Genomic DNA, 23,248 nt, shown 5'->3' on the forward strand with positions numbered 1-23,248 from the left:
TTACCTACCCGCTTTCAGCTTCTGGTAATAATCTTCGTAGATACGGCTGGCGTCACCAACATCGTTCTGCCATTCGCCTTTCTTAATGGTTTCCGCATCCGGATACAACGATTTGTCGTTGGCGACTTTTGGATCCAATAGCTTACGCGCCGCCAGGTTTGGCGTCGGATAGCCGATGGTTTCTGCCACCTGTTTGGCGACATCCGGGCGAAGCAGGAAGTTAATCAGCTTCAGCGCACCGTCGACGTTTTTGGCATTCGCAGGAATTGCCAGGCTGTCCATCCAGAAAATACCGCCTTCTTTCGGCCATACCACTTCCAGCGGTGTTCCGGCCTGACGAGCCACGAACGCAGAACCGTTCCACACCATACCCAGATTCACTTCGCCTTCCATATACGGGTTCGCCGGATTGTCGGAGTTGAACGCCGCGACGTTAGGCATCAGTTTTTGCAGCTCTTTGTAAGCCGCTTCAATCTCTTTCGGGTCGGTGGTGTTGCCGGAATAGCCCAGTTTACGCAGTGCAATCTGGAACACTTCGCGCGCATCGTCGGTCAACAACAGGCTGCCTTTATATTCCGGTTTCCACAAATCGGCCCAGCTGGTGACGGTTTTCGGGTCGATAGCCTCGCTGTTTACGCCAATCGCCGTGGCACCCCAGATGTACGGAATCGAGTAGTCATTATTCGGGTCAAACGACTTGTTCAGCATTTCCGGATCAAGATTGCTGAAGTTGGTCAGCTTGCTTTTGTCGATCTTCTGGATCATGCCTTCTTTGCGCATTTTGTCGACAAAGTAGGTCGAAGGAACCACCAGATCGTATGCGCCGTCTTTATAGGTTTTCAGCTTGGCGTACATGGTTTCATTCGATTCATAGGTCGAATAGATAACCTTGATTCCGGTCTCTTTGGTGAATTGCTCCAGCAGGCCCGGCGGTACGTATTCGGTCCAGTTATAGAAATAGAGCGTTTTGCTGTCATCGGCGTGCGCCGCACCCATTCCGAGTACCAGTGCCGCGGCGGCAAGCATTTTTTTCATTTCGATGTCCTCTGAGATTTCGTTTTATCACGAGCAACTATCTGGCTGGCAACCACCATAACCAGAGAAAGCACTAACAGAATGGTCGCCAGCGCGTTCACTTCAGGTGAAACGCCAACTTTAACCATCGAGTAAATCTTGAGTGGTAAAATTTCATAGCCGGGACCGGTGACGAACGAGGAAACCACCACGTCATCCATCGACAGGGTAAAGCTTAGCAGCCATCCGGCAGCGACCGCAGGCATCGCCAGCGGCAAGATGATTTTGCGCAAAATGGTCATTTCGCTGGCACCCAAATCTTTCGCCGCTTCCAGCATCCGCACATCAAAGCCTTTCAGGCGTGAGTAAACGGTGACCACCACAAATGGCAGGCAGAAAGTGATGTGCGAGAATAACAGCGACCAGAAGCCGAGCTGAATGCCAATCAGCATAAACAGCACCAGCAGGGAAATCGCCATCACGATGTCCGGGGACATCATCACCACGAACAGCATGCCACTGACGAACGGCTTACCGCGAAAACGATAGCGAAACAGCGCCACCGCAGTGAGCGAGCCAATCAGTGTGGCGAATGTCGCGGAAAATACGGCCATCGTCAGCGAGTGCTGTGCGGCCTGCAACAGGCTGTCGTTGTTCATCAACAGGCTGTACCACTGCGTGGTGAAGCCCTGCCAGTTAATGCCAAACCGTGAGCTGTTAAAGGAGTTCACGATCAAAATAATGATCGGAATATACAGGTAGGCGTAGATGGCGGTCATAAAGCCGCCGCGAAGCAGACGACCGATCATTCGAGTTCCACCTTTTTGTTCAGCAGCCGCGCGGCGCGCCAGTAAACCAGCAGCATCAGGCCCATCACCAGCGTCAGCGTAATGCTGGTGGCCGCCCCAAACGGCCAGTCGCGAATATTCAGGAACTGGCTTTTGATAACGTTACCGATAAGCAGGTTTTTCGCACCACCCATCAGGTCGGAGACGTAGAACAGCCCCATCGCGGGCAGCATGACTAACAGACAGCCCGCAATAATTCCCGGCATGGTCAGCGGCATGATGATACGAATAAAGGTCTGGAACTTATTGGCGCCTAAATCACGGGCCGCTTCCAGCAGCGGTTTGTCGAGCTTCTCAATGCTGGAATAGAGCGGCATCACCATAAAGGGCAGCAGAATGTAGACCAGGCCGATGATCACTGCGCCTGGTGTATACATAATGCGAATCGGCGTATCAATCACCCCGGTCCACAGCAGGAACGCGTTGAGATAGCCTTTAGTGCTGAGGAAAATTTTAAGCCCATAAATGCGGATCAGCGAGTTGGTCCAGAACGGAACAATCAGCAGAAACAACAGCAGAGGGCGCACTTTTTCCGGCAGGCGCGCCAGGAACCAGGCGAAAGGATAGCCGAGGATCAGGCACGCCAGCGTGGCCAGCAGCGCCATATTCAGCGAGTGCAGTAAAACATCAAAATAGAGTGGGTCGAGCAGACGCGCGTAGTTATCCAGCGAAAAGACCATTTTGACGAAACTGGCGTCATCACGGGTCAGGAAGCTGGTACCGATGATCATCAGGTTGGGCAGAAAGACAAATACCACCAGCCAACCGACGATGGTGGCGATAACCACCTTCTGGAATTTACTGGTGTTCTTCATCAGCCAGCACCACCTCCCAGCTTTCGACCCAATTGATGGCCATTTTTTGATCCAGAGAATGGTCGAAGTCCGGGTCATCTTCATTGAAGAATTCGCTGACCATCACCATTTTCCCGTTTTCCAGCTCAACCACGGATTCCAGGGTCATGCCCTTGTAGTTGCGCTCGCGCACGTAGCCAATCAGGCCCTCTATGTCGTTATCGTGATTAATTTCATCGACGCGCAAATCTTCCGGCCGTAGCAGCACATTAAGCTTCTGGCCTTTTTCTACCGCGAAGTTGACGTAGATATTACACTCGCGGCCTTCAACGTTGGCGCGCACGCGTTGTTCATCCAGACGTTCAATCACTGTGGCGTTGAACATATTGATTTCACCAATGAATCCGGCGACGAACAGGTTCTTCGGTTCTTCATAAATTTCACGCGGCGTGCCGTCTTGCTCGATTTTGCCATCACGCATCACCACGATACGGTCAGACATGGTCAGGGCTTCTTCCTGATCGTGGGTAACGAACACAAAGGTAATTCCGAGCTTGCGCTGCAGGGCCTTCAGTTCGTTCTGCATCTGCTTACGCAGTTTGTAATCGAGCGCAGAAAGGGATTCGTCCAGTAATAATAGCCGTGGTTTATTGACCACCGCGCGGGCGATAGCCACACGCTGTTGCTGTCCACCGGAAAGCTGATGCGGTTTGCGCTGAGCAAACTCGTCCAGTTGCACCATGCGCAGGGCATCGGTGACGCGGGGCGTTATCTCATTGGCAGGCGTTTTTTGCATCCGCAGACCGAAGGCCACGTTCTCGAACACGGTCATGTGCGGGAACAGCGCGTAGCTTTGAAAGACGGTATTAACGTGGCGGTTTTCCGCAGGGACATCGGTGATGTCGATATCTTCAAGATGAATGCGGCCGTGGTCGACATTTTCGAGTCCGGCAATCAGGCGTAAAACCGTGGTTTTACCGCAGCCGGAGGGGCCGAGCAGCGTAAGGAATTCACCATTATTGATGGTGAGATTGAGATCTGAAATGACTGTTTTACCATCAAAGCCTTTGCGAATCCCCGCCAGATGCACTAGCGGTGAAAGCGAACGCGATTGTGTATTCAATTTTTTACTCTGTCCCATGTAAACGCAGCGAATGATCCCCGCTACGGGGTGTGTGGTTAACCACCTTTAAAGGTCTGACACATAATTAAGGGCTGGCATTCTACGGCAATCCCCTGAAATCGCCAATCATTCTGCCTCCTTGTTGACTACCTTTATACAATTCGCACAGGTGATTGAAAAAAAATCTCAATTGCCGGGCCAAAAGTGACCTGACGCAATATTTAGGGATCGGTGCTTACTGATAATGTTGACACTAAAAATGAGGGCGACGACATGGATAAATTACTTGAGCGGTTTTTGCAGTATGTTTCTCTGGATACGCAGTCGAAGCCTGGTGTGCGACAGGTGCCGAGTACCGAAGGGCAGTGGAAATTGTTACGCCTGCTCAAAACGCAGCTCGAAGAATTGGGGCTGATTAACGTTACGCTGAGTGAGAAGGGGACAGTGATGGCCACGCTGCCCGCCAACGTTGAGGGCGATATTCCCGTCATCGGTTTTATTTCTCACGTCGATACCTCACCTGATTTTAGCGGTAAAAACGTGAATCCGCAGATTGTCGAACACTATCGCGGGGGAGATATCGCGCTCGGTATTGGCGATGAAGTGCTGTCCCCGGTGATGTTCCCGGTGCTGCATCAGCTGCTTGGCCAGACGTTAATCACCACCGACGGCAAAACGCTACTCGGCGCGGATGACAAAGCTGGCGTTGCGGAAATCATGACCGCGCTGGCCTTGATGATGACCACTAACGTGCCACACGGCGAAATTCGCGTGGCCTTCACGCCGGATGAAGAAGTAGGCAAGGGAGCCAAACATTTTGACGTTGAGGCGTTCGGGGCTCAATGGGCGTATACCGTCGACGGCGGCGGCGTGGGTGAACTGGAGTACGAGAACTTCAATGCGGCGTCGGTGACCATCAAAATCGTGGGCAACAACGTGCATCCGGGCAGCGCAAAAGGCGTGATGGTGAACGCGCTGTCGCTGGCTTCGCGCATTCACGCGGAAGTACCCGCCGACGAAAGCCCTGAACAGACGGAAGGCTATGAAGGTTTCTTCCATCTGACCAGTATTAAAGGCACCGTCGACAGCGCGCAAATGCACTACATTATTCGTGATTTCGACCGTAAACAGTTCGAAGCGCGGAAGCGCAAAATGATGGAAATCGCGAAAAAGGTCGGCAAAGGGTTGCACCCGGATTGCTACATCGAGCTCATCATTGAAGACAGTTATTACAACATGCGTGAAAAGGTGATGGAGCATCCTCACATCATCGAGGTCGCGCAGCAGGCGATGCATGATTGCGATATCAAACCGCTGATGAAACCGATTCGCGGCGGCACCGATGGCTCGCAGCTTTCGTTCATGGGATTACCGTGTCCGAACATCTTTACCGGCGGCTATAACTACCACGGCAAGCACGAGTTCGCGACGCTGGAAGGGATGGAGAAAGCGGTAAGAGTGATTGTGCGTATTGCGGAGCTAACCGCTAAACGGTAGGCGGAGTTTGCCGGGTAATTTGCCCGGCGGTGCGAATACTGACCGGGCCTACACGATTAACGTATTGTAGGCCGGTGTAAGCGCAGCGCCGCCGGGCATACGGCTATCAGTCCTCGAAGAACCAATAACCGCAGTTCACCAGCGCAGAGAGCATTGCCAGGAAGGAAGGGTCTTCCAGCGCATCGCCAAAATGTTCCGCGTTCAGTTCAATATGACTCGCCAGCGCTTCCAGTGCCGGGCGGTGCGGTGAATCAATCTTCTCACCGTTCACGTATACTTCACCCTCAATGCGCAGCACGCGCAGACCACCCAGACGAACCAGTTTGTCCCCCTGTTGCAGTGCGTCGTAAATCTCATCGGCTTGATACGGCGGCTCCGGCGGAGAAACGTCGAGTTCGTGACGTGTCTGGCTGATGAACTCCCCAAACCACTGAGTAAAGTGTTCCGGCTGGCTTATCATCTCGAGCATCATGGCGCGCAGCTTGTCGAGTTCCTGTGGCACGATATCTGCCGGATGTTCACGCGCAGGCACGTCCGGGTCAGTATAACGGTGCGTACCCAGTTCTCTCTGCAGTACGTAATCAGCGAAACCGCTGATCAGCTCTTTGCCGCTTGGTGCGCGGAAGCCGACCGAGTAGTTCAGCGAGTTCTCCAGCGAATAACCTTCGTGCGGGAAACCGGGTGGAATATAGAGAATATCGCCCGGCTCCATTTCTTCATCGATAATCGCGTCGAAAGGGGAGACCTGTAGCAGGTCCGGATGCGGACAGTGCTGCTTCATCGGCACTTTGTCACCGACGCGCCAGCGACGGCGACCGGTTCCCTGAATGATAAAGACATCGTACTGATCCAGATGCGGACCAACGCCGCCGCCGGGCACGGAGAATGAAATCATCAGATCGTCAATGCGCCAGTCGGGCAGGGCGCGGAATGGGCGCATTAGCGCTGCGGTCGGCTCATGCCAGTGGTTTACCGCCTGTACCAGCAGCGACCAGTTATTTTCACTCAGGTGATCGTAGCTTTGGAAGGGACCGTGGCTGACCTGCCATTTGCCTTCATGGTGGCTGACGAGGCGGCTGTCCACTTCGTCTTCCATGGCGAGGCCCGCCAGTTCGTCAGGGGAAATCGGGTCGACAAAGTCGGTAAAGCCGCGCTTCAACACGACCGGGCGTTTTTGCCAGTAGCGTTCGATAAAGTCGGGCCAGTTGAGCGATAACTGATAATCCATAATGTTTTATTCCACAGGCAGGGTTCTGTTGGGAGTATTGACGCTAAATCATTCGAGTTGCATGAAGTATGACGAGTATAACGGATGCCACTGCCTGACGATGCAAGCGGTGGCAAAAAAAGACTCAGGCCTCTTTGCTTTCCGGATGCTGGCGGCCGAAAATCACTTCCATTTTTGCGCCACCGAGCGGGCTGTCTCCGGGCTGAATTTTGCCGTCATACTGATCAACAATTTCACGCGCCACGGAAAGCCCGACGCCCTGGCCTGGACGCAGCGTATCCGCGCGCTGACCGCGGTCGAACACCAGGTCGCGTTTGCTTTGCGGAATACCCGGCCCGTCATCTTCCACAAAAATATGCAGATGATCGTCCGTCTGGCGCGCTGACACCTCGACGAACTCCAGACAGTATTTACAGGCGTTATCCAGCACGTTGCCCAGCACTTCCATAAAGTCGTTTTTTTCGCCAACGAAGCTGATTTCCGGGGAGATATCGAGAGTGATGTTCACGCCTTTACGCTGATACACCTTATTCAGCGCTGAAGTCAGATTATCCAGCAACGGTGCCACGGGGTGCAGCTCACGGCTGAGTAACGTGCTTCCCGTGCGCATGCTGGCGCGATGCAGGTAATAGCCAATCTGCTGCGAAATACGGCTGATTTGTTCCAGCATCACTGGTTCGGCGGCTTCCACACTGAGCTTGTTACCGCGCAGGGAGCGCAGGGTACTTTGCAGCACCGCCAACGGCGTTTTCAGGCTGTGGGTGAGGTCGGTCAGCGTGGTACGGTATTTGTCGTAGCGGTCGCGCTCGCTTTTCAGCAGGCGGTTAAGGTTTTGCACCAGGCTTGTGAGTTCGCGGGTAGTTTCCGGGTTCAGCGTCTCGCGGTGATGCTCTTCCAGTTCGCGCACCTCTTTCGCCAGCGATTCTATCGGCCGCAAACTCCACCACGCGGCGACCCACAACAGCGGAATAACCAACAGCAAGTTCGCCGCCAGTACATAGATAAACCAGCTCCACACCATATACGAGCGCTTAAGCTCAATGGGAATAGTGTCGACCACCACGATTGTCATCTGCGGTAAATGGGACGTCGCGGGATAGATATTGACGGCGACTGAGTGGGTCATTTCGGAATCGTCATCCTGCTGGCGAATCTCGTTGAGCTGTTGCATCACTGCATGATCGCTACGCAGCAACATGCTTGATGAGCCAACGTCGGCTTCGATTTCGTGGAAACCGTTGGCCTTCAGCCATTCCGGGCGAATCCGGTCCACCAGCCACGGGACGTCGCGCTGCATCCACATTAGTTTGCCGTGTTTGTCGTAAATCAACGCCATCGTTGGGCTTTGCAGGTTGAGGTTTTCAGGGATCTCAACGTTGACTTTATTATTTTCGACACGGGCGAGGGTGTAAAACAGGTTGCTTTCACCGCGCAGCAAACGGAAAGTGGTTTTATCGAAGCTGACGCTATAGCCAACCAGCGCGACCATCCCGTACGCCAGTGATAGCACCAAAACAACCCCAGCAGTCGCCAGCAAAAAGCGGACGCGTAGGGAAAGGGGCAAAATATGCCTGAGTACTTTTTTCATCCGCGCAGTTCGAACAGGTAACCCTGACCTCGTACGGTGGTGATCACGTCCTGTGGGTACTGAGCCTGGATTTTCTTGCGCAGGCGGCCCATCAGCACGTCGATAGTGTGGCTCTCGCGCAGCTCGGCGTCGGGGTAGAGTTGTAGCATCAGCGAATCTTTGCTGACCACTTTGCCGTTATTACGGATAAGCGTTTCCATAATGGTGTATTCAAAAGCGGTCAGCTTAATGACCTCTTCATTCACTGACAGCTCACGGCGTGACAAATCGACCTGGAACGGCGGAAGGGAAATCACCTGCGATGCCAGGCCGCTGTTACGGCGCAGCAACGCCTGCATCCGCGCCACCACCTCTTCGATGTGGAACGGTTTGGTGACGTAATCGTCGGCACCGGCGCTCAGCACTTCAACTTTGTCCTGCCAGCCTTCTCGGGCGGTCAATACTAACACCGGGAGTGAAATTTCGTGGCTGCGCCAGCGGCGGATCATCGACAGCCCGTCTTCGTCCGGTAGCCCTAAATCCACAATCGCAATATCCGGCACATGTTCACCGAGATAGTAATCTGCTTCCTTTGCGTCTTCCGCAGCATCCACCTGGTTGCCCAGTTCCTGCAGCTGAACTTTGAGATGGTGACGCAACAGGGCGTTATCCTCCACGACGAGTACGCGCATGTCTCTACTCCCTTTCATTTACGATTTGAATAGTTTAACGCGATTACGCAAAACCAGTGCATTCCAGTGAAACTTAATCAGACGTTTTAGCCGGTAATATAAACTGACTTCGGTTTGCGGACTTAAGCATTTCTGAGATAACGGCTCTTTGTTTATTTGCCGTTGAGGGCCGGGTATCGAGAGGGGGAAAGAGGTATTACGGGCAGGAAATAATATCCAGATAGATTTTGAATCCCCCTGTGCGGCGGGGCGTTCAGTAGAACTTCGATGTTAAGGTCACGCGGGTACTGTGCAGACTGACACAGACTCACCAGGAGGCACCTGGCACTGCATAACGCTTTCTCCTCGCCAGAGAAGAACCTCTCTCCCGGGGGGAAGAGAGGTGGGATAACTTACTTCAGTTCATCAACCATCGTAATGGCGCGACCGAGGTAGTTGGCCGGGGTCATGGCTTTCAGGCGCGTTTTCTCGTGTTCTGGCAGCGCCAGACTGTCGATAAACGTTTTCATGCCTTCGGCGTCAACACGTTTGCCGCGGGTCAGCTCTTTCAACTTCTCGTACGGTTTTTCGATGCCGTAACGACGCATAACGGTCTGGATCGGCTCAGCCAATACTTCCCAGTTGCTATCCAGTTCTGCCAGCAGGCGATCGCGGTTCACTTCCAGTTTGCTCACGCCTTTCAGCGTGGACTGATACGCAATCAGCGCGTAGCCGAGGCCGACGCCGAGATTACGCAGCACCGTGGAGTCGGTGAGGTCACGCTGCCAGCGGGAAACCGGCAGTTTGCTCGCCAGATGTTGCAGCACGGCATTGGAGAGGCCGAGGTTGCCTTCGGAATTTTCGAAGTCGATCGGGTTCACTTTGTGCGGCATGGTGGACGAGCCGATTTCACCGGCAATGGTTTTCTGCTTGAAGTGGTTCAGCGCCACGTAGCCCCACACATCGCGATCGAAATCGATCAGGATCGTGTTGAAGCGCGCCACGCAGTCGAACAGTTCAGCGATGTAATCGTGAGGTTCAATCTGGGTAGTGTACGGGTTCCACTGGATGCCGAGTGAAGTCACGAACTCTTCGCTAAATTCATGCCAGTCGACTTCCGGGTACGCCGCGATGTGAGCGTTATAGTTGCCGACCGCGCCGTTGATTTTACCGAGGATTTCCACTTGGTTCAGCTGACGATATTGACGCTCCAGACGGTACGCCACGTTCGCCATTTCTTTACCCATGGTGGACGGTGTCGCCGGCTGGCCGTGGGTACGGGAAAGCAGCGGGATATCGCGATACTGCACCGCCAGGTCTTTCACCGCATCGATAAGCTTACGCCAGTATGGCAGCACCACTTCGTCGCGAGCGGTTTTCAGCATCAGCGCGTGGGACAGGTTGTTGATGTCCTCAGACGTGCAGGCGAAGTGAATGAACTCAGACACCGCGTGCAGGGCTGGAACGTCAGCCACTTTCTCTTTCAGGAAATACTCAACCGCTTTCACATCGTGGTTGGTGGTGCGCTCGATGGTTTTAATGCGCGCGGCGTCTGCTTCGTTAAAATCAGCGATGATTTTATCGAGGAAACCGTTTGCGTCCGCGGCAAAAGCTGGAACTTCCTTGACAGCTGTGTGCGCGGCTAATTTTTGCAGCCAGCGAACTTCAACCTGCACACGGAATTTCAGCAAACCGAATTCGCTGAAAATGCCGCGCAGCGCGCTGACTTTATCGCCGTAGCGTCCATCGACAGGGGAAACGGCGGTCAGTGAGGATAATTCCATAGATCACAACTCCGGAGTTATATGAGCAAGAATTTGTTTTGCCTGAGTGGTCAGGCGATTACGGGAAAACATGAGCTGCAGACGACCGCCGCCAACCTGGTGCCACAGCACCGCGGCGCGGATGCCTGCCAGCAGGCCCGCGCGAACTTTGGCCTGTACCTGCGGGCTTTGCAGCACGGCAGGGGAACCGGTGACCTGAATACGCGGCCCCAGCGGGCTAATCACGTCGACATAAATAGCCGCCATCGCGCTCATCAGGGTTTCAGACTGCAAATCGAAATGGTCTAACTGGCGTTGCAGCCCGGCAATGCGTTCGCCGAGCGTGTCCATGGCGCCTTTGGCAGCAAAGAGCTTACGTTCCAGGACCATCAGACTGAGGGTGTAACGCGTCAGTTCGGCGTTGAGGCCCTGACGACTGCTGGCGTTAAGCACCCCAAGCAGCGTTTCAAGGCCGAGGCGAAGATTGGCTTCACTGCCACCGAACACGCCCAGAGTAGAATCCGGATTGAGATCGATAACGCTGTTCAGCGCTACGTGCAGGGCATCGTTGTCGCAGTGACCCTGATGCGCAAGCTGCTGAACCAGACGGGCCGACTGGCAAATCCCGGCCAGCGCGATAGTGATGTCGTAATAGTTCTTCGCCACTAAAACTCCTTTCTGTGTGCTGTCTGAGTCTTAAACCGGCAGCGGCAAACGCTGCTCGATAATGCCGCCGCCGAGGCACACTTCACCGCTGTAGAACACGGCGGACTGGCCTGGGGTTACGGCAGAAACGGGCTCGTCAAAGCGAACCTCAATGCGGTCTTCATCCAGTGCGGTCACGGTGCACGCAATGTCTGACTGGCGATAGCGGGTTTTCACCGTGCAGCGCAGGTTGCCGTTGAGTGGCTCGCGATCGACCCAGTGCAGCTGTTGGGCAATCAGACCGACGGACATCAGGCGCGGGTGGTCGTGACCCTGAGCCACCACCAGAATGTTGTTTTCAAGATCTTTATCGACGGTGTACCACGGCTCTTCGCTGCCGTCTTTGGTGCCACCGATGCCTAAGCCTTTACGCTGGCCGAGGGTGTGATACATCAGGCCCTGGTGCTCGCCAATCACGTCACCATCAACGGTAACGATTTTGCCCGGCTGAGCCGGCAGGTAGCGGCCAAGGAATTCACGGAATTTACGCTCGCCGATAAAACAGATACCGGTGGAGTCTTTTTTCTTCGCAGTGATGAGGTCGAGTTCTTCCGCAATACGTCGGACTTCAGGCTTTTCCAGCTCGCCAACCGGGAACAGGCTTTGGGCAATCTGTTCGTGGCTCAGCGTATACAGGAAATAGCTCTGGTCTTTGTTACCGTCGAGACCGCGCAGCAGCTGGCTTTTGCCATTCACGTCGGCGCGGCGCACATAGTGACCCGTGGCGATGTAATCGGCACCTAAATCTTCCGCGGCGAACTCAAGGAAAGCTTTAAATTTGATCTCTTTGTTGCACAGAATATCCGGATTCGGTGTACGACCGGCTTTGTACTCTTCGAGGAACAGCTCAAACACGTTGTCCCAGTATTCTGCGGCAAAATTGACGGTGTGCAGCTCAATGCCGAGCTTGTCGCACACGGCCTGGGCATCGGCCAGGTCTGCTGCGGCTGTACAATATTCCTCGCCGTCGTCCTCTTCCCAGTTCTTCATGAACAGGCCTTCGACCTTATAACCTTGCTGTTGCAGCAGGTAGGCAGAAACGGAGGAATCGACACCGCCGGACATGCCGACGATCACTTTTTTTGGGCTTTCTGACATTGGAATACTCACGACATTGAACTTCAAGGCGGCATATTCTATCACGCAGCCCCAGGGTTGACACCCTTTGTGAAGGGCCAGTTAAATTCGCCGATAATTTCTAGCGGCAGACGCTGACCGCTCTGCCAGCAGCGGATACTCTCGGCCACTAACGGAGAGCGTAAATGACAGGCGGTGAGGATCTCTTCGGCGCTCAGCCACAGACAGCGATCGATATCATCATCATGAGGTTGCGTCTCGCAGACATCATCCAGTTCGATGGCAAACAGAAAGCGCAGAAACGGCGTGTTGTCCGGCGCAATCCATTGATGCATACGCACCAGCTGCTGCGGCGTGGCGCGAATACCGGTCTCTTCCCACAGCTCGCGCTCAGCGGCCTGAACCAGCGTTTCGTCAGCTTCCAGATGCCCGGCGGGCTGATTCCAGGTGGCTTTTCCATTGACTGTTTCTTCCACAATCAAAAACTTACCTTTGGCGTGAACCAGACAGGCGACGGTGACGTGCGGTTTAAACATGGAGACTCCTGATTTCGGCGCGTGATTATATTTATTCGATATAGATCACATTTGTCTTCCACCACTATACTTCATTCGGGTGTTCGACCGAACACCCGATCGGAGGGAGGTAACATGCAACGGACAACGCGTACCGACCTGACGGCATTACTCTGAAGTCACATCCCGCCATTCGCCGTTGGTGAGATTGTCCAGGGTGTATTTGCCCATCGCGTAACGAATCAAACGCAGGGTAGGGTAGCCAACATGCGCCGTCATGCGGCGAATCTGCCGGTTACGCCCTTCATACAGCGTCACTTTCAGCCAGCACGTGGGAATGGCTTTACGCTCGCGGATTGGCGGATTGCGCGGCCATAACCATTCAGGTTCATCCACAAGTTCAATTCCTGCCGCAAGCGTCGGTCCATCATTTAGCGTCACGCCGGTGCGCAGCGACGTCAGCGCGGCCTCATCCGGCTCACCTTCCACCTGCACAAAGTAGATTTTTCCGGTGCGTTTGCCCGGCTGAGTGAGCTGCGCCTGCAACGCGCCGTCATTGGTGAGGACCAGCAGGCCCTCGCTGTCGCGGTCGAGTCGTCCGGCGGCATATACGCCCTGGACATCGATAAAATCTTTGAGGGTGCTGCGTCCGGCTTCGTCAGTAAACTGCGGCAAAACATCGTAGGGTTTATTGAACAAAATGACGCGTTTTGGCTGGCTTTCTTTGCATTGTCTGGAAGCTTGTTGTGAGCTGAATCGCTTAAGGCGGTGATTTCTAAAAGAAGTTTTATTCATGGTATTTTCAGGCCGTGTCAATTGCAGCATTATAGCCTAATTACGAAGACCTTTCATGGAACCCAACATTCAGGTAGTATCAACCAGCTCATTACAAATCATTAACAAAAAATATTGCTCACACTATTCGCGTTGCGGGGCAGCAACGCTACCCAGGACACGAAAGTCACGAGCAGTCACCAGAAGCGCTCGAAGGAGAGGTTAATGGAAAGCAAAGTAGTTGTTCCGGCGGAAGGCCAAAAGATCACCCTGCAAAACGGCAAATTGAACGTCCCCCACAATCCGATTATCCCATTCATCGAAGGTGATGGTATCGGTGTGGACGTGACTCCGCCGATGATCAAAGTGGTGAATGCTGCCGTAGAGAAAGCCTACAAAGGCGAGCGTAAAATTTCCTGGATGGAAATTTACACCGGGGAAAAATCCACCAAACTGTACGGCCAGGACGTCTGGCTGCCAGCGGAAACTCTGGACCTGATTCGCGATTATCGCGTGGCCATCAAAGGCCCGCTGACCACGCCGGTTGGTGGTGGTATTCGTTCTCTGAACGTAGCCCTGCGCCAGGAGCTGGACCTTTACGTCTGCCTGCGCCCGGTACGTTACTACCAGGGCACCCCAAGCCCGGTTAAACACCCAGAACTGACCGACATGGTCATCTTCCGTGAAAACTCAGAAGACATCTACGCAGGCATCGAGTGGAAAGCTGACTCTGCCGACGCGGAAAAAGTTATCAAGTTCCTGCGTGAAGAAATGGGCGTGAAGAAAATTCGCTTCCCTGAACATTGTGGTATCGGTATCAAGCCATGTTCAGAAGAAGGCACCAAGCGCCTGGTTCGCGCGGCGATTGAATACGCTATCACCAACGACCGTGACTCTGTGACCATCGTTCACAAAGGCAACATCATGAAGTTCACCGAAGGCGCTTTCAAAGACTGGGGTTACCAGCTGGCGAAAGAAGAATTCGGCGGTGAGCTGATCGACGGCGGCCCGTGGCAGAAAATTAAGAACCCGAATACCGGTAAAGAGATCATCGTTAAAGATGTTATCGCCGATGCGTTCCTGCAGCAGATCCTTCTGCGCCCAGCTGAATATGATGTTATCGCCTGTATGAACCTGAATGGTGACTACATTTCTGATGCCCTGGCGGCACAGGTTGGCGGCATCGGTATCGCACCAGGTGCAAACATCGGTGACGAATGCGCGCTGTTCGAAGCTACCCACGGGACTGCACCGAAGTACGCAGGCCAGGATAAAGTGAACCCAGGTTCCGTTATCCTGTCCGCTGAAATGATGCTGCGTCACATGGAATGGTTCGAAGCCGCAGACCTGATTGTTAAAGGCATGGAAGGCGCAATCGCTGCCAAGACCGTGACCTATGACTTCGAACGTTTGATGGAAGGCGCTAAGCTGCTGAAATGTTCAGAGTTTGGTGACGCGATCATCGACAATATGTAATTCGCTTTTAGCGGTTACACAAGAACGGGAGCCTGATGGTTCCCGTTTTTTATTAGTTGTCATTGTTGATAGCAGTTGTCACTGCCAATGAAATAAATTTTTTCGACTCAGGGTTGAATGGCACAGGCCTGGCTTATAAGAGTGAACACTTCCTGGTGGTCTGCGTAAAGTCGGTCGGTTGTGCGCGTCAACTCTGCTCGGATGAAATTCATGAGCAAGACGCGGGACCATAACCTTATAAAGACGAATTCTGTTTCCATCATTGGATATACCAACACAGCGCCAATTTTGGCGCTGGAAAGTTCGGGATATTTCTACCTCTTTTCTCGGAAATCGCTACTCTTTTAAGTATTTCTCAACATCTTGCCAAACTGGGATAGCGTCAATGGCGCCAAATTTCGTGCAGGTCAATGCGCCACAAACATTGGCCCAGCGCACAGCATGCAGGAACTGTAGCTGATCGTCTAACCTGCAACCTGATTGGGAAATTTGTGCCAGTAATGCGCCGATAAACGCATCACCTGCACCGGTTGAATCAATCGCATCAACCGGTAGAGAAGGGATGAGTTGTTGCAAACCTGATTGATGGCTGACCCATGTTCCCCGCTGGCCACAGGTGACGGTGACATAGCTGACACCGGCCTCGTGCAATGTCTGACACCCTTCTGTATTCGTTTTCGCACCCGTAATGAAGTGGAGTTCTTCCTCACTGACTTTCACGATATCCGCCTGCTGAAACCAGGGTGTGCAGCGGGCGATGAATTCTTGCGGATTTTGTCCCCACAAACCGTCCCGATAGTTGGGATCAAATGAGACCAATAAACCGCGCTGTTTAGCTTCATGCAGAAGGCGCTGGTATGTGGCATAGAGTTCACCATCCAGCAGACCGGTGGCGGCACCAAAATGAACGATGCCGACATCGTCAAGAAAACCAGAGGGAATATCCTGCCAGCCAAGCTCGCCATCGGCACCACGACAAAAGGTAAAATCGCGCTCGCCGTCGTCCTGCAATCCGACAAATGCTAACGTTGTGGGAGTGAAGCAGCGCGTCACACCAGTGTGCTCAATGCCTTCCGATTCCAGGGTGTGAAGCAGGAAATCGCCGAAGGGATCGTGTCCAACTTTCGCCGCCAGCCTGGCTTGGCCGCCGCTACGGTTGATGGCTGCGGCAACGTTGGCGGGGGCTCCCCCGGCTTTTTTGAGGAAGCGGGCCCCGTGTTTCAGACCCAGTCCAATGTCGGTGCAGACAAAATCAATTAACAGTTCGCCAATGCAGGCGATGTTTTGACCACGCATTAACGGTGTCCCTCCGTCGTCACTCCGGGAGTGGGTGTTGCTCTGAAGGCATTCACAGTTTTATCAATCGCAACCTGACCGTCAGTGCCTGAATCCAGCACGGTATTTTGCTGCGAGGCCGCTTCTATCTGGACGGTGGTCACTGTCAGCGCTTCAAGGCCGTCGGTCGCCAGTAACGCGCTGACTTGAGTTGAGAAACACGCGCTGGCGTCTGCTGCCTCCTGTACGGTGGAGGTTTCGGTGGTGGCGACAATATGGTTATTAGAAATAGTATTGCCATTGCCAGAAACGACCCGAATAATAACCGGTGTTGCGCCGGCTGGCGTAATATATTGCGTGTCAATGGTCTCAGAAATATGGTTTGAAAAGATTGAGTTATTATCACCGTTAATATACAACAGGCCATATAAATCATCTAATCCGTTATTGTAGGCCTGCATTGGTGCCCATGGTTCCCGTTCGCGGAAGAAATGATTTGACGAGACCAGATTCTCAGCACAGCCGCTTTCCATGATCAGCATGCCTGGGTAAAATGAATGGAAGCGGTTACTGCTAATCGATGAGCGAACCACATTGGAGAAATGAACGCTGCTTTTTCCTCGCGGGAAGATATTATTGGCGGTAATTAACAGACCACCGAAGTTTTCCGCGTAAACAGAATAGCCTCTGTAGCCAGCGCCTATTAAGTTATCGGTTATTTTCGAAGCCTGGCCTGACTCACGTAACTCAATGCAGTTCCCGCATTCAGCGATGAAGTTGTTATGGATAGCCAGGGCGTCAGCATTATAAATCGTCACACCGTGTTCAAGATAGACGAGCCCCATGCCATTGATACGGAATGAGTCTTGCGCGCTGGCAATGTAAATCCCCGTCTTGCCGTTGAGATAGCTGTTCTCCGGGTCATTGCTTCCAGAACCGTCATCGACAAAGTGCAAACCGTCAATACAGAAGTCAGCAAACTCGACTGAACTTATACGTGGGTCGCCACTGCGTGCGATATAGAATGCGGCCCCAGCGGATTCCGTCGCACCTTCTTCCGGTGACATATCCACCAGGATACGGCTGCCCCCCGGCCATAATTCATGCCAGTTTGCCCAATCACTTTCGGGCGTATTAAAGCGGATGCTGGAGGACGTAAAACCATGCCCGGAACCCATTATTTTTAGATAGCTAATATCTATCACGATTTGGGTGAGAAGATGATAATCGCCAGGTGGAATATAAATCACCGCGCCTGGTTTACCGCCTTCATTCACATCGTTGTTCGTTTGTCGGCTCTTAATGTCAGCGATAATGCTATTAATCACTTCACCAATGTCATCATACGGATTACCTGAATTCCATTCCGTGACATCGTAATAATTATTACTCGACATGTGTTAAATCCTTCTGGGCAATTAAAATTAAACTGGGTCACTGGGTCACTGGGTCACTGGGTCACTGGGTCACTGGGTCACTGGGTCACTGGGTCACTGGGTCACTGGTGCGCATAAGCGGCACGATAGTGAGTGATGATTGCCTGAGCGCCTGCGAGCTGTATTTGCGTCAGCGTATTGCACGAATAATATCGACGCGTACCGCAGACGCTGCCCTCATTGGCAAAGACTTCAACGATCCCGGCATCGAAGCTTAATGTGACATCCTTTACATGGGATATCGGCGCATAATAACGGCCATCATCCTGACCTTTTTCCCGCAGTGTCAGCGAATTACCATCATATTCGAGGACGATTTCCTGGCTGCTGTCCCCGCTCAGCGTTAGACAGAACGCGGTTGTCGGGGTGAACGCAATTGTGCAGGCTTTACTGCCCTCAGCACTTGACCAAAGCTCATTATCAGCCAGTCTGCTTTGACTGACTGCCAATGATTCTGGCGGTAAAACTGGGGTCATACACAGTTGTTGCTGCCCGTTGAGATGAAAGCGACGCGGTAAAGACATTTCGCCGCAGTACGTGGAATCGATGTTTTTTTGCGTGGCCCAGTTATACAGCCAGGCAAAACCAGTGCGAGCCTCTTCTTCACCCCAGGTTTGCAGGGCGTAGAAATCTGTGCCGAAATCCAGCATTTGTAGCGGTTGTGCCGAAGGGGTGAAATAGCCGTCGCGAAAATCACCGTTTTGCGCGAACAACAGGTTGTGACGACCGGTGACGGGTTCGGTATAGCCTACGATACCAATGATTAACACCCATACGCCATCCAGGCAGAAAAAGTCGGGGCATTCGACGCAGCGGCCACCATTTTCGCGGAAGTAGGCCGGGGCCACGTACAGCACATGGTGAAATTCCCATTGTTCGCTGTCAGCAGAGTGGAACAGCAGCATCGCCGGGTCGCCATTTACGGAGGCACCGAGGATCATATAAAAGGTGGCATCGGCCTCCTCATACCAGACTTTTGGATCGCGAAAATCACAGTCGACGCCAGGAGGCAGTTCAGTTAACACCGTTGCTACTGACGCGGGTTTGTCGTAACTCTTCAGTGGCACGGCCATTTTCTGAATTTCGCGATAACCGCGATATAAATCATAAGCTGGCAGTCGCTCGGTATACCAGAAACGGGTTTGCCCTTGTGCATCAATGAACGCGCTGCCGGAAAAGGCACCGCCTGTTGCCCCCAGTGCAGCCAGATTTTGCTCCGGCTGGAGGAAGACCGGGTAGTGTCGCCAGTGATAAAGGTCTTTACTCACCGCGTGGTTCCAGTGCATTGGTCCCCACTGCGTGCTGTGTGGATGATACTGATAAAACAGGTGCCACTCCTCGCCTTTGCGATGCAGACCATTAGGATCATTCATCCAGCCAGTGTGCGGAGAGAAATGTAGCGACGGACGTAAAGGGTCCTGCAAGTATCCGGTGGCAATGTCGTGGTCACTCAACAAACGAAGCGCATTGTCCTGAGTGGCGACAAAACTGACCCCAGTTTCACTCAATGAGTCCGGGTGCCAGGTGTAGCACAGTGAGATCTCGCTGTGCTCTGACAGCCAGTCCAGGCAGGCCGTACCGTCCTGCCACGCGGTCCAGGTAAAATAGTGGTAGTACCCGGGGGCTGTGGTGATTTTAAAAACCACCTCATTCTCTATACGGATGGAAAACAGAGGCTGGGTGGCTGGCTTTGTTTCTTTCAGCCATAAATCAACCCGTTGGCCTTGCTTAACATTAAACGACAGGGACATCTTTATACTCCTGAGCTTGGACTGAGCTGTTTTGCAGTTCTCGTTTAGCGAGGTCGACTTTGATTTTTTCGAGGAATGCATCGTTAAGTTTGAAATAGCGCACTATCCAGGCGCTAAAGAAATAGCTCACCATCGGTAATAACGAAAACATCATAATAATGCCCTGGATGGTCTGCGTATTTTGTTGGGGTCTATTAGCTATATAACCGGTGTAAGACAATATCCAAGCGACAATTGCCCCCGCGACGGCCAGACCCATTTTCAGCATGAACAGGTTACCGGCAAACGAAATACCTGTCAGACGTTTGCCTAATTTCCAGTCACCGTAATCGTCAACGTCGGACATCATTGCCCACAAAATAGGGCCAGACTGAATCAGGTGCAGAATATTAATCACAATAAACAGTGTCAGCAGCGGCGTCAGTGAATGCGGATCGACGAACCACAGAGCGAAAGATAGGATGCCGAGGATGATATTAATAATGCGGAACAATTTAATTTTATCAAAACGATCGGTCAGAGGTTTAGCAATGATGCTACCTAACATATTGCAGGCTACACCAAGGGCCATGAAGAAGGTAATAAACCCTACCGAAGCCTGCATTACATAGGTGGCATAATAAATGGTCACTGCCCCGCGAATGAATGCCGGGAAAACGTTCAGGAAGGTAATCGAGATCATCAGGAGCCATTGGTCATTTTTAATAATGTCTTTGAAATCCTTCCTTAAGGTGTCATTGGCTTTAATTGAGACCACACGCTCTTTAATACTGGAGAAACAGAACAGGAACATTAAGGTGGCTGCGATGCCCATAATCATCATCGTTAACTGGAAACCGGATGCCCGGTTGCCGTCACCTAACCATTCGGTTAACGGTAAAATCGAGGAGGAGACAATTAACGTGGCGAGTCCGTTGAGGAAGAAGCGCCATGACAGGCACCCCAGGCGTTCTTTCTGGTTGAGCGTAATGACGCCAGCGACCGAGCAATAAGGGATATTGATTGCGGTATAAATCAGAGACATGACTAAATAAGTGACCCATGCATAGATGATTTTTCCATTCATGCTCAGGTCGGGCGTTGTGAACATTACCACAGCGCCAAGGCCAAACGGCACGGCCATCCATAATAGCCACGGTCGAAATTTACCCCAGCGGGTGCGGGTCCGGTCACAAATCGCGCCCATAACAGGATCGCTGAAGGCATCGAAAACGCGGATCACCAGAAAGAGGGTGCCGACAATCCTGGGATCAAGGCCATAGACGTCTGTATAAAACCAGGTCAGATAGAGCGCCAGTACACTCCAAATCATACAGGAACCGGCATCACCCATACCGTAGCCGATCTTTTCTTTCAGGCTCAATTTTTCATAAGCGCTGTGTTTTTCTGCGGCTGTAGTAGACATACATATCCCTCAATATTGAACAGTCATAATTACAAAACACGGTATATGACGACCCATGCCATAGTAAAAATAGGGGAGTACAATCTCTCCTGTATATTCTATTTCATTGCTAAGTATAATGATTACAGAGCTGTAATATTAATGTTAACACTGCTCTCTCGAATGATTAAGCGAGAGACGATTTCATACATTTCGATACTTTCCCGATTGTTTTTATTGCTAACCATCTGGAATGCCAGATGCGCGATTTCACTTATGGGTTGCGCGATGCTTGTAATTTTTTTAGTTTGCGCCAATAAGGTATTATCGAAACTAACGATAGCAATGTCCTGTGGAACGGAAATGCCCTTATTATTTAGCCCATCAATAATATAACTGGCGGCAACGTCGTTATACACCATCAAACACGTGCAACTGGTTTCCTGGCTAGCTAATTTTTCAATGATATCGTCCAGGATACTGATATGCCCTGATATTTTTTCACCCGCGCCTTTCGCAATCCAGAATTGGTTCTGTGGATTAAGGATTAACCCATGACCGGTAATTTTTTTACTCCATGCTGATACCTTGCGATTGTCGACGCTCTCCTGTGCAATAAAACCTAATGCGGTATGTCCGGTCTGGATAAAATGCTCTGCGATGCTTTCTGCACCTTTGCTCTGATTAATCGATACCGAATTAAAAAACCGGGAAACCTGCGTCACTACCGCAACTGGAATATGGGTGGCCGCGAGCCACTCTGCAAGTTCAGCTTCCGCTTCAGTGGGTACCCACAGTAAACAATCAATTCCCATCCCAATCAGGGTATGAACTATCTGTTTATCCTGCAGCGGTTGGTTCTGGTGTGTTTTAACGATCACCGTCTTGCCAATGTATCGCGCTTCTTCCTCAAAGGTCGCCAGCAGTTCGCAAAAGTGCGGATTGACCAGGTTCGGCAGCACGACGGCGATTAGACCAGAACGTTTGCCGCTCAGTTGAAACGTACTTTTACTGGGCACGTAACACAGGAAGTCCATCGCATCATGTACCGCCTTACGCGTTTCAGGCACCACACTGGGATGATTGTTCAGCACCCGCGATACGGTAGCCGTTGATACACCTGCTTTTTTTGCAACATCTTTAATGGAAGCCATGATGATGAAATGTGTCCTCTAAATCGTGAAGTCACTATAAAGTGTGATAGAGGTCAAAAATGCAAGCCAGGTCACATGTTGTTGCGTTACATGAAACCCGGTTTACGCTCTCACTTCTTCACAGAAAGCGGGTTGCTCATTTTTTGCATAATCTCGACGCTTTATTTTTTTTAAATAACAAATGACTGACAGGTTAGTCATTTATTATGTAACCTAACGAGTTCTAATATTCCATAGGGTATCGAGTTGCCCTGATGAGTAACGGGCGCAACAGTTTCTATAACATGAGGCTGCTGACGAAACCTGGACCGTTAAAAATAAAATCAACGGCGCCGAGCCATATTAATTGGATTTAAAAAACACCAGTGCATAGAGTTTCAATTTTGAGATGTAAAATGACCACAAAAAAAATAGTACTGACTGCAATAGCTTTAGGAATGGCAACTAATGCAATGGCTACTGAAAACAGCGAAGAGTTGGCAAAGAAACTTAATAACCCTATATCTAATTTGATAAGTGTGCCATTTCAGTATGATTATGATAAGGATGTAGGTCCGAATAAAGGTTCCAGAAATCTTCTCAATATACAGCCTGTCATGCCCATTGATTTTTCGGATGATGCGATAATCATTAGTCGAACGATCGTCCCTGTGGTTAGTGAAAGGAATGTGACGCCTGGAAGTGGAATACAAACAGCAGTAGGGGATATTACTCAAAGCTTTTGGTATTCACCAAAGAAAAAAACATCCAATGGCTACATTTGGGGTATAGGCCCGGTATTGACAATTCCTACCGGTTCTTCCATATCCAGCAAAAGCTGGGGGGCAGGCCCCACCGCAATCCTGCTTAAACAGGAAGGGCAATGGACCTACGGCGCTCTGGTTAATCATGTGTGGGATTATGCAGGAAAAAGCAATCGCGCTCATACCAGCCAGACTTTACTTCAACCGTTTGCCAGTTATACATGGCCAACGGCGACCTCTCTTGTCATGAATACAGAATCCACTTATGACTGGAGAGAAAGCCAGTGGAGTGTGCCTGTTAATCTTATGGTGAATCAGGTGGTGAAGGTCGGAGGGCAAATAATGCAGTTCGGTACCGGGGTGAGATATTGGGCGGTCAGTGATGATAATCACGGTCCTGCTGGATGGGGTCTGCGACTGAATGTGACATTCCTGTTCCCGCAAAAATAATCG

At 51.8% G+C, this 23,248-nt stretch carries 20 protein-coding genes; 3 read left to right on the plus strand and 17 right to left on the minus strand.

The features are described 5' to 3' along the window. From potD to potA, 4 genes are read right to left on the minus strand one after another with little or no spacing between them, the layout of a single operon-like run. Window positions 1–1,035: a spermidine/putrescine ABC transporter substrate-binding protein PotD gene (potD, locus tag MUU46_RS19930; RefSeq protein ID WP_258966445.1), complete on the minus strand. Its 1,035-nt coding sequence runs from the start codon at window positions 1,033–1,035 to the stop codon at window positions 1–3. After that, window positions 1,032–1,823 (minus strand): spermidine/putrescine ABC transporter permease PotC, encoded by a 792-nt coding sequence (gene potC, locus MUU46_RS19935; protein ID WP_159761472.1) that lies wholly within the window; start codon window positions 1,821–1,823, stop codon window positions 1,032–1,034. The genes potD and potC overlap by 4 nt, the downstream gene beginning before the upstream one ends. Further along, the gene (potB, locus tag MUU46_RS19940; RefSeq protein WP_159761474.1) at window positions 1,820–2,677 is read right to left on the minus strand and encodes a spermidine/putrescine ABC transporter permease PotB; all 858 of its coding nucleotides are present in this window, start codon (window positions 2,675–2,677) and stop codon (window positions 1,820–1,822) included. The genes potC and potB overlap by 4 nt, the downstream gene beginning before the upstream one ends. Next, window positions 2,661–3,797: a spermidine/putrescine ABC transporter ATP-binding protein PotA gene (potA, locus tag MUU46_RS19945; protein WP_159761476.1), complete on the minus strand. Its 1,137-nt coding sequence runs from the start codon at window positions 3,795–3,797 to the stop codon at window positions 2,661–2,663. The genes potB and potA overlap by 17 nt, the downstream gene beginning before the upstream one ends. Before the next feature lie 255 nt (window positions 3,798–4,052). Here potA and pepT point away from each other — a divergent pair, with 255 nt between their 5' ends. Then, window positions 4,053–5,276, plus strand: a complete 1,224-nt coding sequence (gene pepT / locus MUU46_RS19950; protein WP_258966446.1) for a peptidase T — start codon at window positions 4,053–4,055, stop codon at window positions 5,274–5,276. A 106-nt stretch (window positions 5,277–5,382) separates the two neighbouring features. On the opposite strand, the gene MUU46_RS19955 is transcribed toward pepT, so the two are convergent. The 8 genes from MUU46_RS19955 to rluE all read right to left on the minus strand — a co-directional run bounded on the left by MUU46_RS19955 (window position 5,383) and on the right by rluE (window position 13,627). Further along, complete coding sequence (locus tag MUU46_RS19955) at window positions 5,383–6,504, minus strand: ribosomal protein uL16 3-hydroxylase (RefSeq protein WP_258966447.1); 1,122 nt, start codon at window positions 6,502–6,504, stop codon at window positions 5,383–5,385. A gap of 124 nt (window positions 6,505–6,628) precedes the next feature. Then, window positions 6,629–8,092 carry a two-component system sensor histidine kinase PhoQ gene (gene phoQ, locus MUU46_RS19960; RefSeq protein WP_159761482.1) on the minus strand — a complete coding sequence of 488 codons (1,464 nt, stop codon included), beginning with the start codon at window positions 8,090–8,092 and terminating at the stop codon, window positions 6,629–6,631. Next, complete coding sequence (gene phoP / locus MUU46_RS19965) at window positions 8,089–8,763, minus strand: two-component system response regulator PhoP (RefSeq protein ID WP_159761484.1); 675 nt, start codon at window positions 8,761–8,763, stop codon at window positions 8,089–8,091. The genes phoQ and phoP overlap by 4 nt, the downstream gene beginning before the upstream one ends. A 392-nt stretch (window positions 8,764–9,155) precedes the next feature. After that, on the minus strand, window positions 9,156–10,526 hold the full coding sequence (gene purB / locus MUU46_RS19970) for an adenylosuccinate lyase (RefSeq protein WP_258966448.1): 1,371 nt from the start codon (window positions 10,524–10,526) through the stop codon (window positions 9,156–9,158). A gap of 3 nt (window positions 10,527–10,529) precedes the next feature. Beyond that, window positions 10,530–11,171: a high frequency lysogenization protein HflD gene (gene hflD / locus MUU46_RS19975; protein ID WP_125353693.1), complete on the minus strand. Its 642-nt coding sequence runs from the start codon at window positions 11,169–11,171 to the stop codon at window positions 10,530–10,532. A gap of 30 nt (window positions 11,172–11,201) precedes the next feature. Next, on the minus strand, window positions 11,202–12,308 hold the full coding sequence (gene mnmA / locus MUU46_RS19980) for a tRNA 2-thiouridine(34) synthase MnmA (protein ID WP_258966449.1): 1,107 nt from the start codon (window positions 12,306–12,308) through the stop codon (window positions 11,202–11,204). A 41-nt stretch (window positions 12,309–12,349) separates the two neighbouring features. Next, window positions 12,350–12,823 (minus strand): NUDIX hydrolase, encoded by a 474-nt coding sequence (locus tag MUU46_RS19985; RefSeq protein WP_159761490.1) that lies wholly within the window; start codon window positions 12,821–12,823, stop codon window positions 12,350–12,352. A 147-nt stretch (window positions 12,824–12,970) separates the two neighbouring features. Next, a complete protein-coding gene (gene rluE, locus MUU46_RS19990; RefSeq protein ID WP_258966450.1) occupies window positions 12,971–13,627 on the minus strand; it encodes a 23S rRNA pseudouridine(2457) synthase RluE in 657 nt (218 codons plus the stop codon). A gap of 174 nt (window positions 13,628–13,801) precedes the next feature. On the opposite strand from rluE, the gene icd reads away from it, so the two are divergent. After that, complete coding sequence (icd, locus tag MUU46_RS19995; RefSeq protein WP_125353689.1) at window positions 13,802–15,052, plus strand: NADP-dependent isocitrate dehydrogenase; 1,251 nt, start codon at window positions 13,802–13,804, stop codon at window positions 15,050–15,052. 336 nt (window positions 15,053–15,388) lie between these two features. Here icd and MUU46_RS20000 read toward each other — a convergent pair whose 3' ends face one another. The 5 genes from MUU46_RS20000 to MUU46_RS20020 form a co-directional block, all read right to left on the minus strand. Then, the gene (locus MUU46_RS20000; RefSeq protein WP_258966451.1) at window positions 15,389–16,348 is read right to left on the minus strand and encodes a carbohydrate kinase family protein; all 960 of its coding nucleotides are present in this window, start codon (window positions 16,346–16,348) and stop codon (window positions 15,389–15,391) included. After that, on the minus strand, window positions 16,348–17,724 hold the full coding sequence (locus MUU46_RS20005; RefSeq protein WP_258966452.1) for a NosD domain-containing protein: 1,377 nt from the start codon (window positions 17,722–17,724) through the stop codon (window positions 16,348–16,350). The genes MUU46_RS20000 and MUU46_RS20005 overlap by 1 nt, the downstream gene beginning before the upstream one ends. Before the next feature lie 101 nt (window positions 17,725–17,825). Then, the gene (locus MUU46_RS20010) at window positions 17,826–19,514 is read right to left on the minus strand and encodes a glycoside hydrolase family 32 protein (RefSeq protein ID WP_258966453.1); all 1,689 of its coding nucleotides are present in this window, start codon (window positions 19,512–19,514) and stop codon (window positions 17,826–17,828) included. Further along, window positions 19,498–20,919, minus strand: a complete 1,422-nt coding sequence (locus MUU46_RS20015; protein ID WP_258966454.1) for a glycoside-pentoside-hexuronide (GPH):cation symporter — start codon at window positions 20,917–20,919, stop codon at window positions 19,498–19,500. Before MUU46_RS20015 ends, MUU46_RS20010 begins: the two co-directional genes overlap by 17 nt. Window positions 20,920–21,041: 122 nt before the next feature. Continuing rightward, window positions 21,042–22,052 (minus strand): LacI family DNA-binding transcriptional regulator, encoded by a 1,011-nt coding sequence (locus tag MUU46_RS20020; protein WP_258966455.1) that lies wholly within the window; start codon window positions 22,050–22,052, stop codon window positions 21,042–21,044. A 395-nt stretch (window positions 22,053–22,447) separates the two neighbouring features. Here MUU46_RS20020 and MUU46_RS20025 point away from each other — a divergent pair, with 395 nt between their 5' ends. Further along, complete coding sequence (locus MUU46_RS20025) at window positions 22,448–23,245, plus strand: hypothetical protein (RefSeq protein WP_258966456.1); 798 nt, start codon at window positions 22,448–22,450, stop codon at window positions 23,243–23,245. Window positions 23,246–23,248: the final 3 nt, after the last annotated feature.

It is taken from the genome of Scandinavium tedordense (assembly GCF_024764965.1).
GTDB lineage: Bacteria > Pseudomonadota > Gammaproteobacteria > Enterobacterales > Enterobacteriaceae > Scandinavium > Scandinavium tedordense.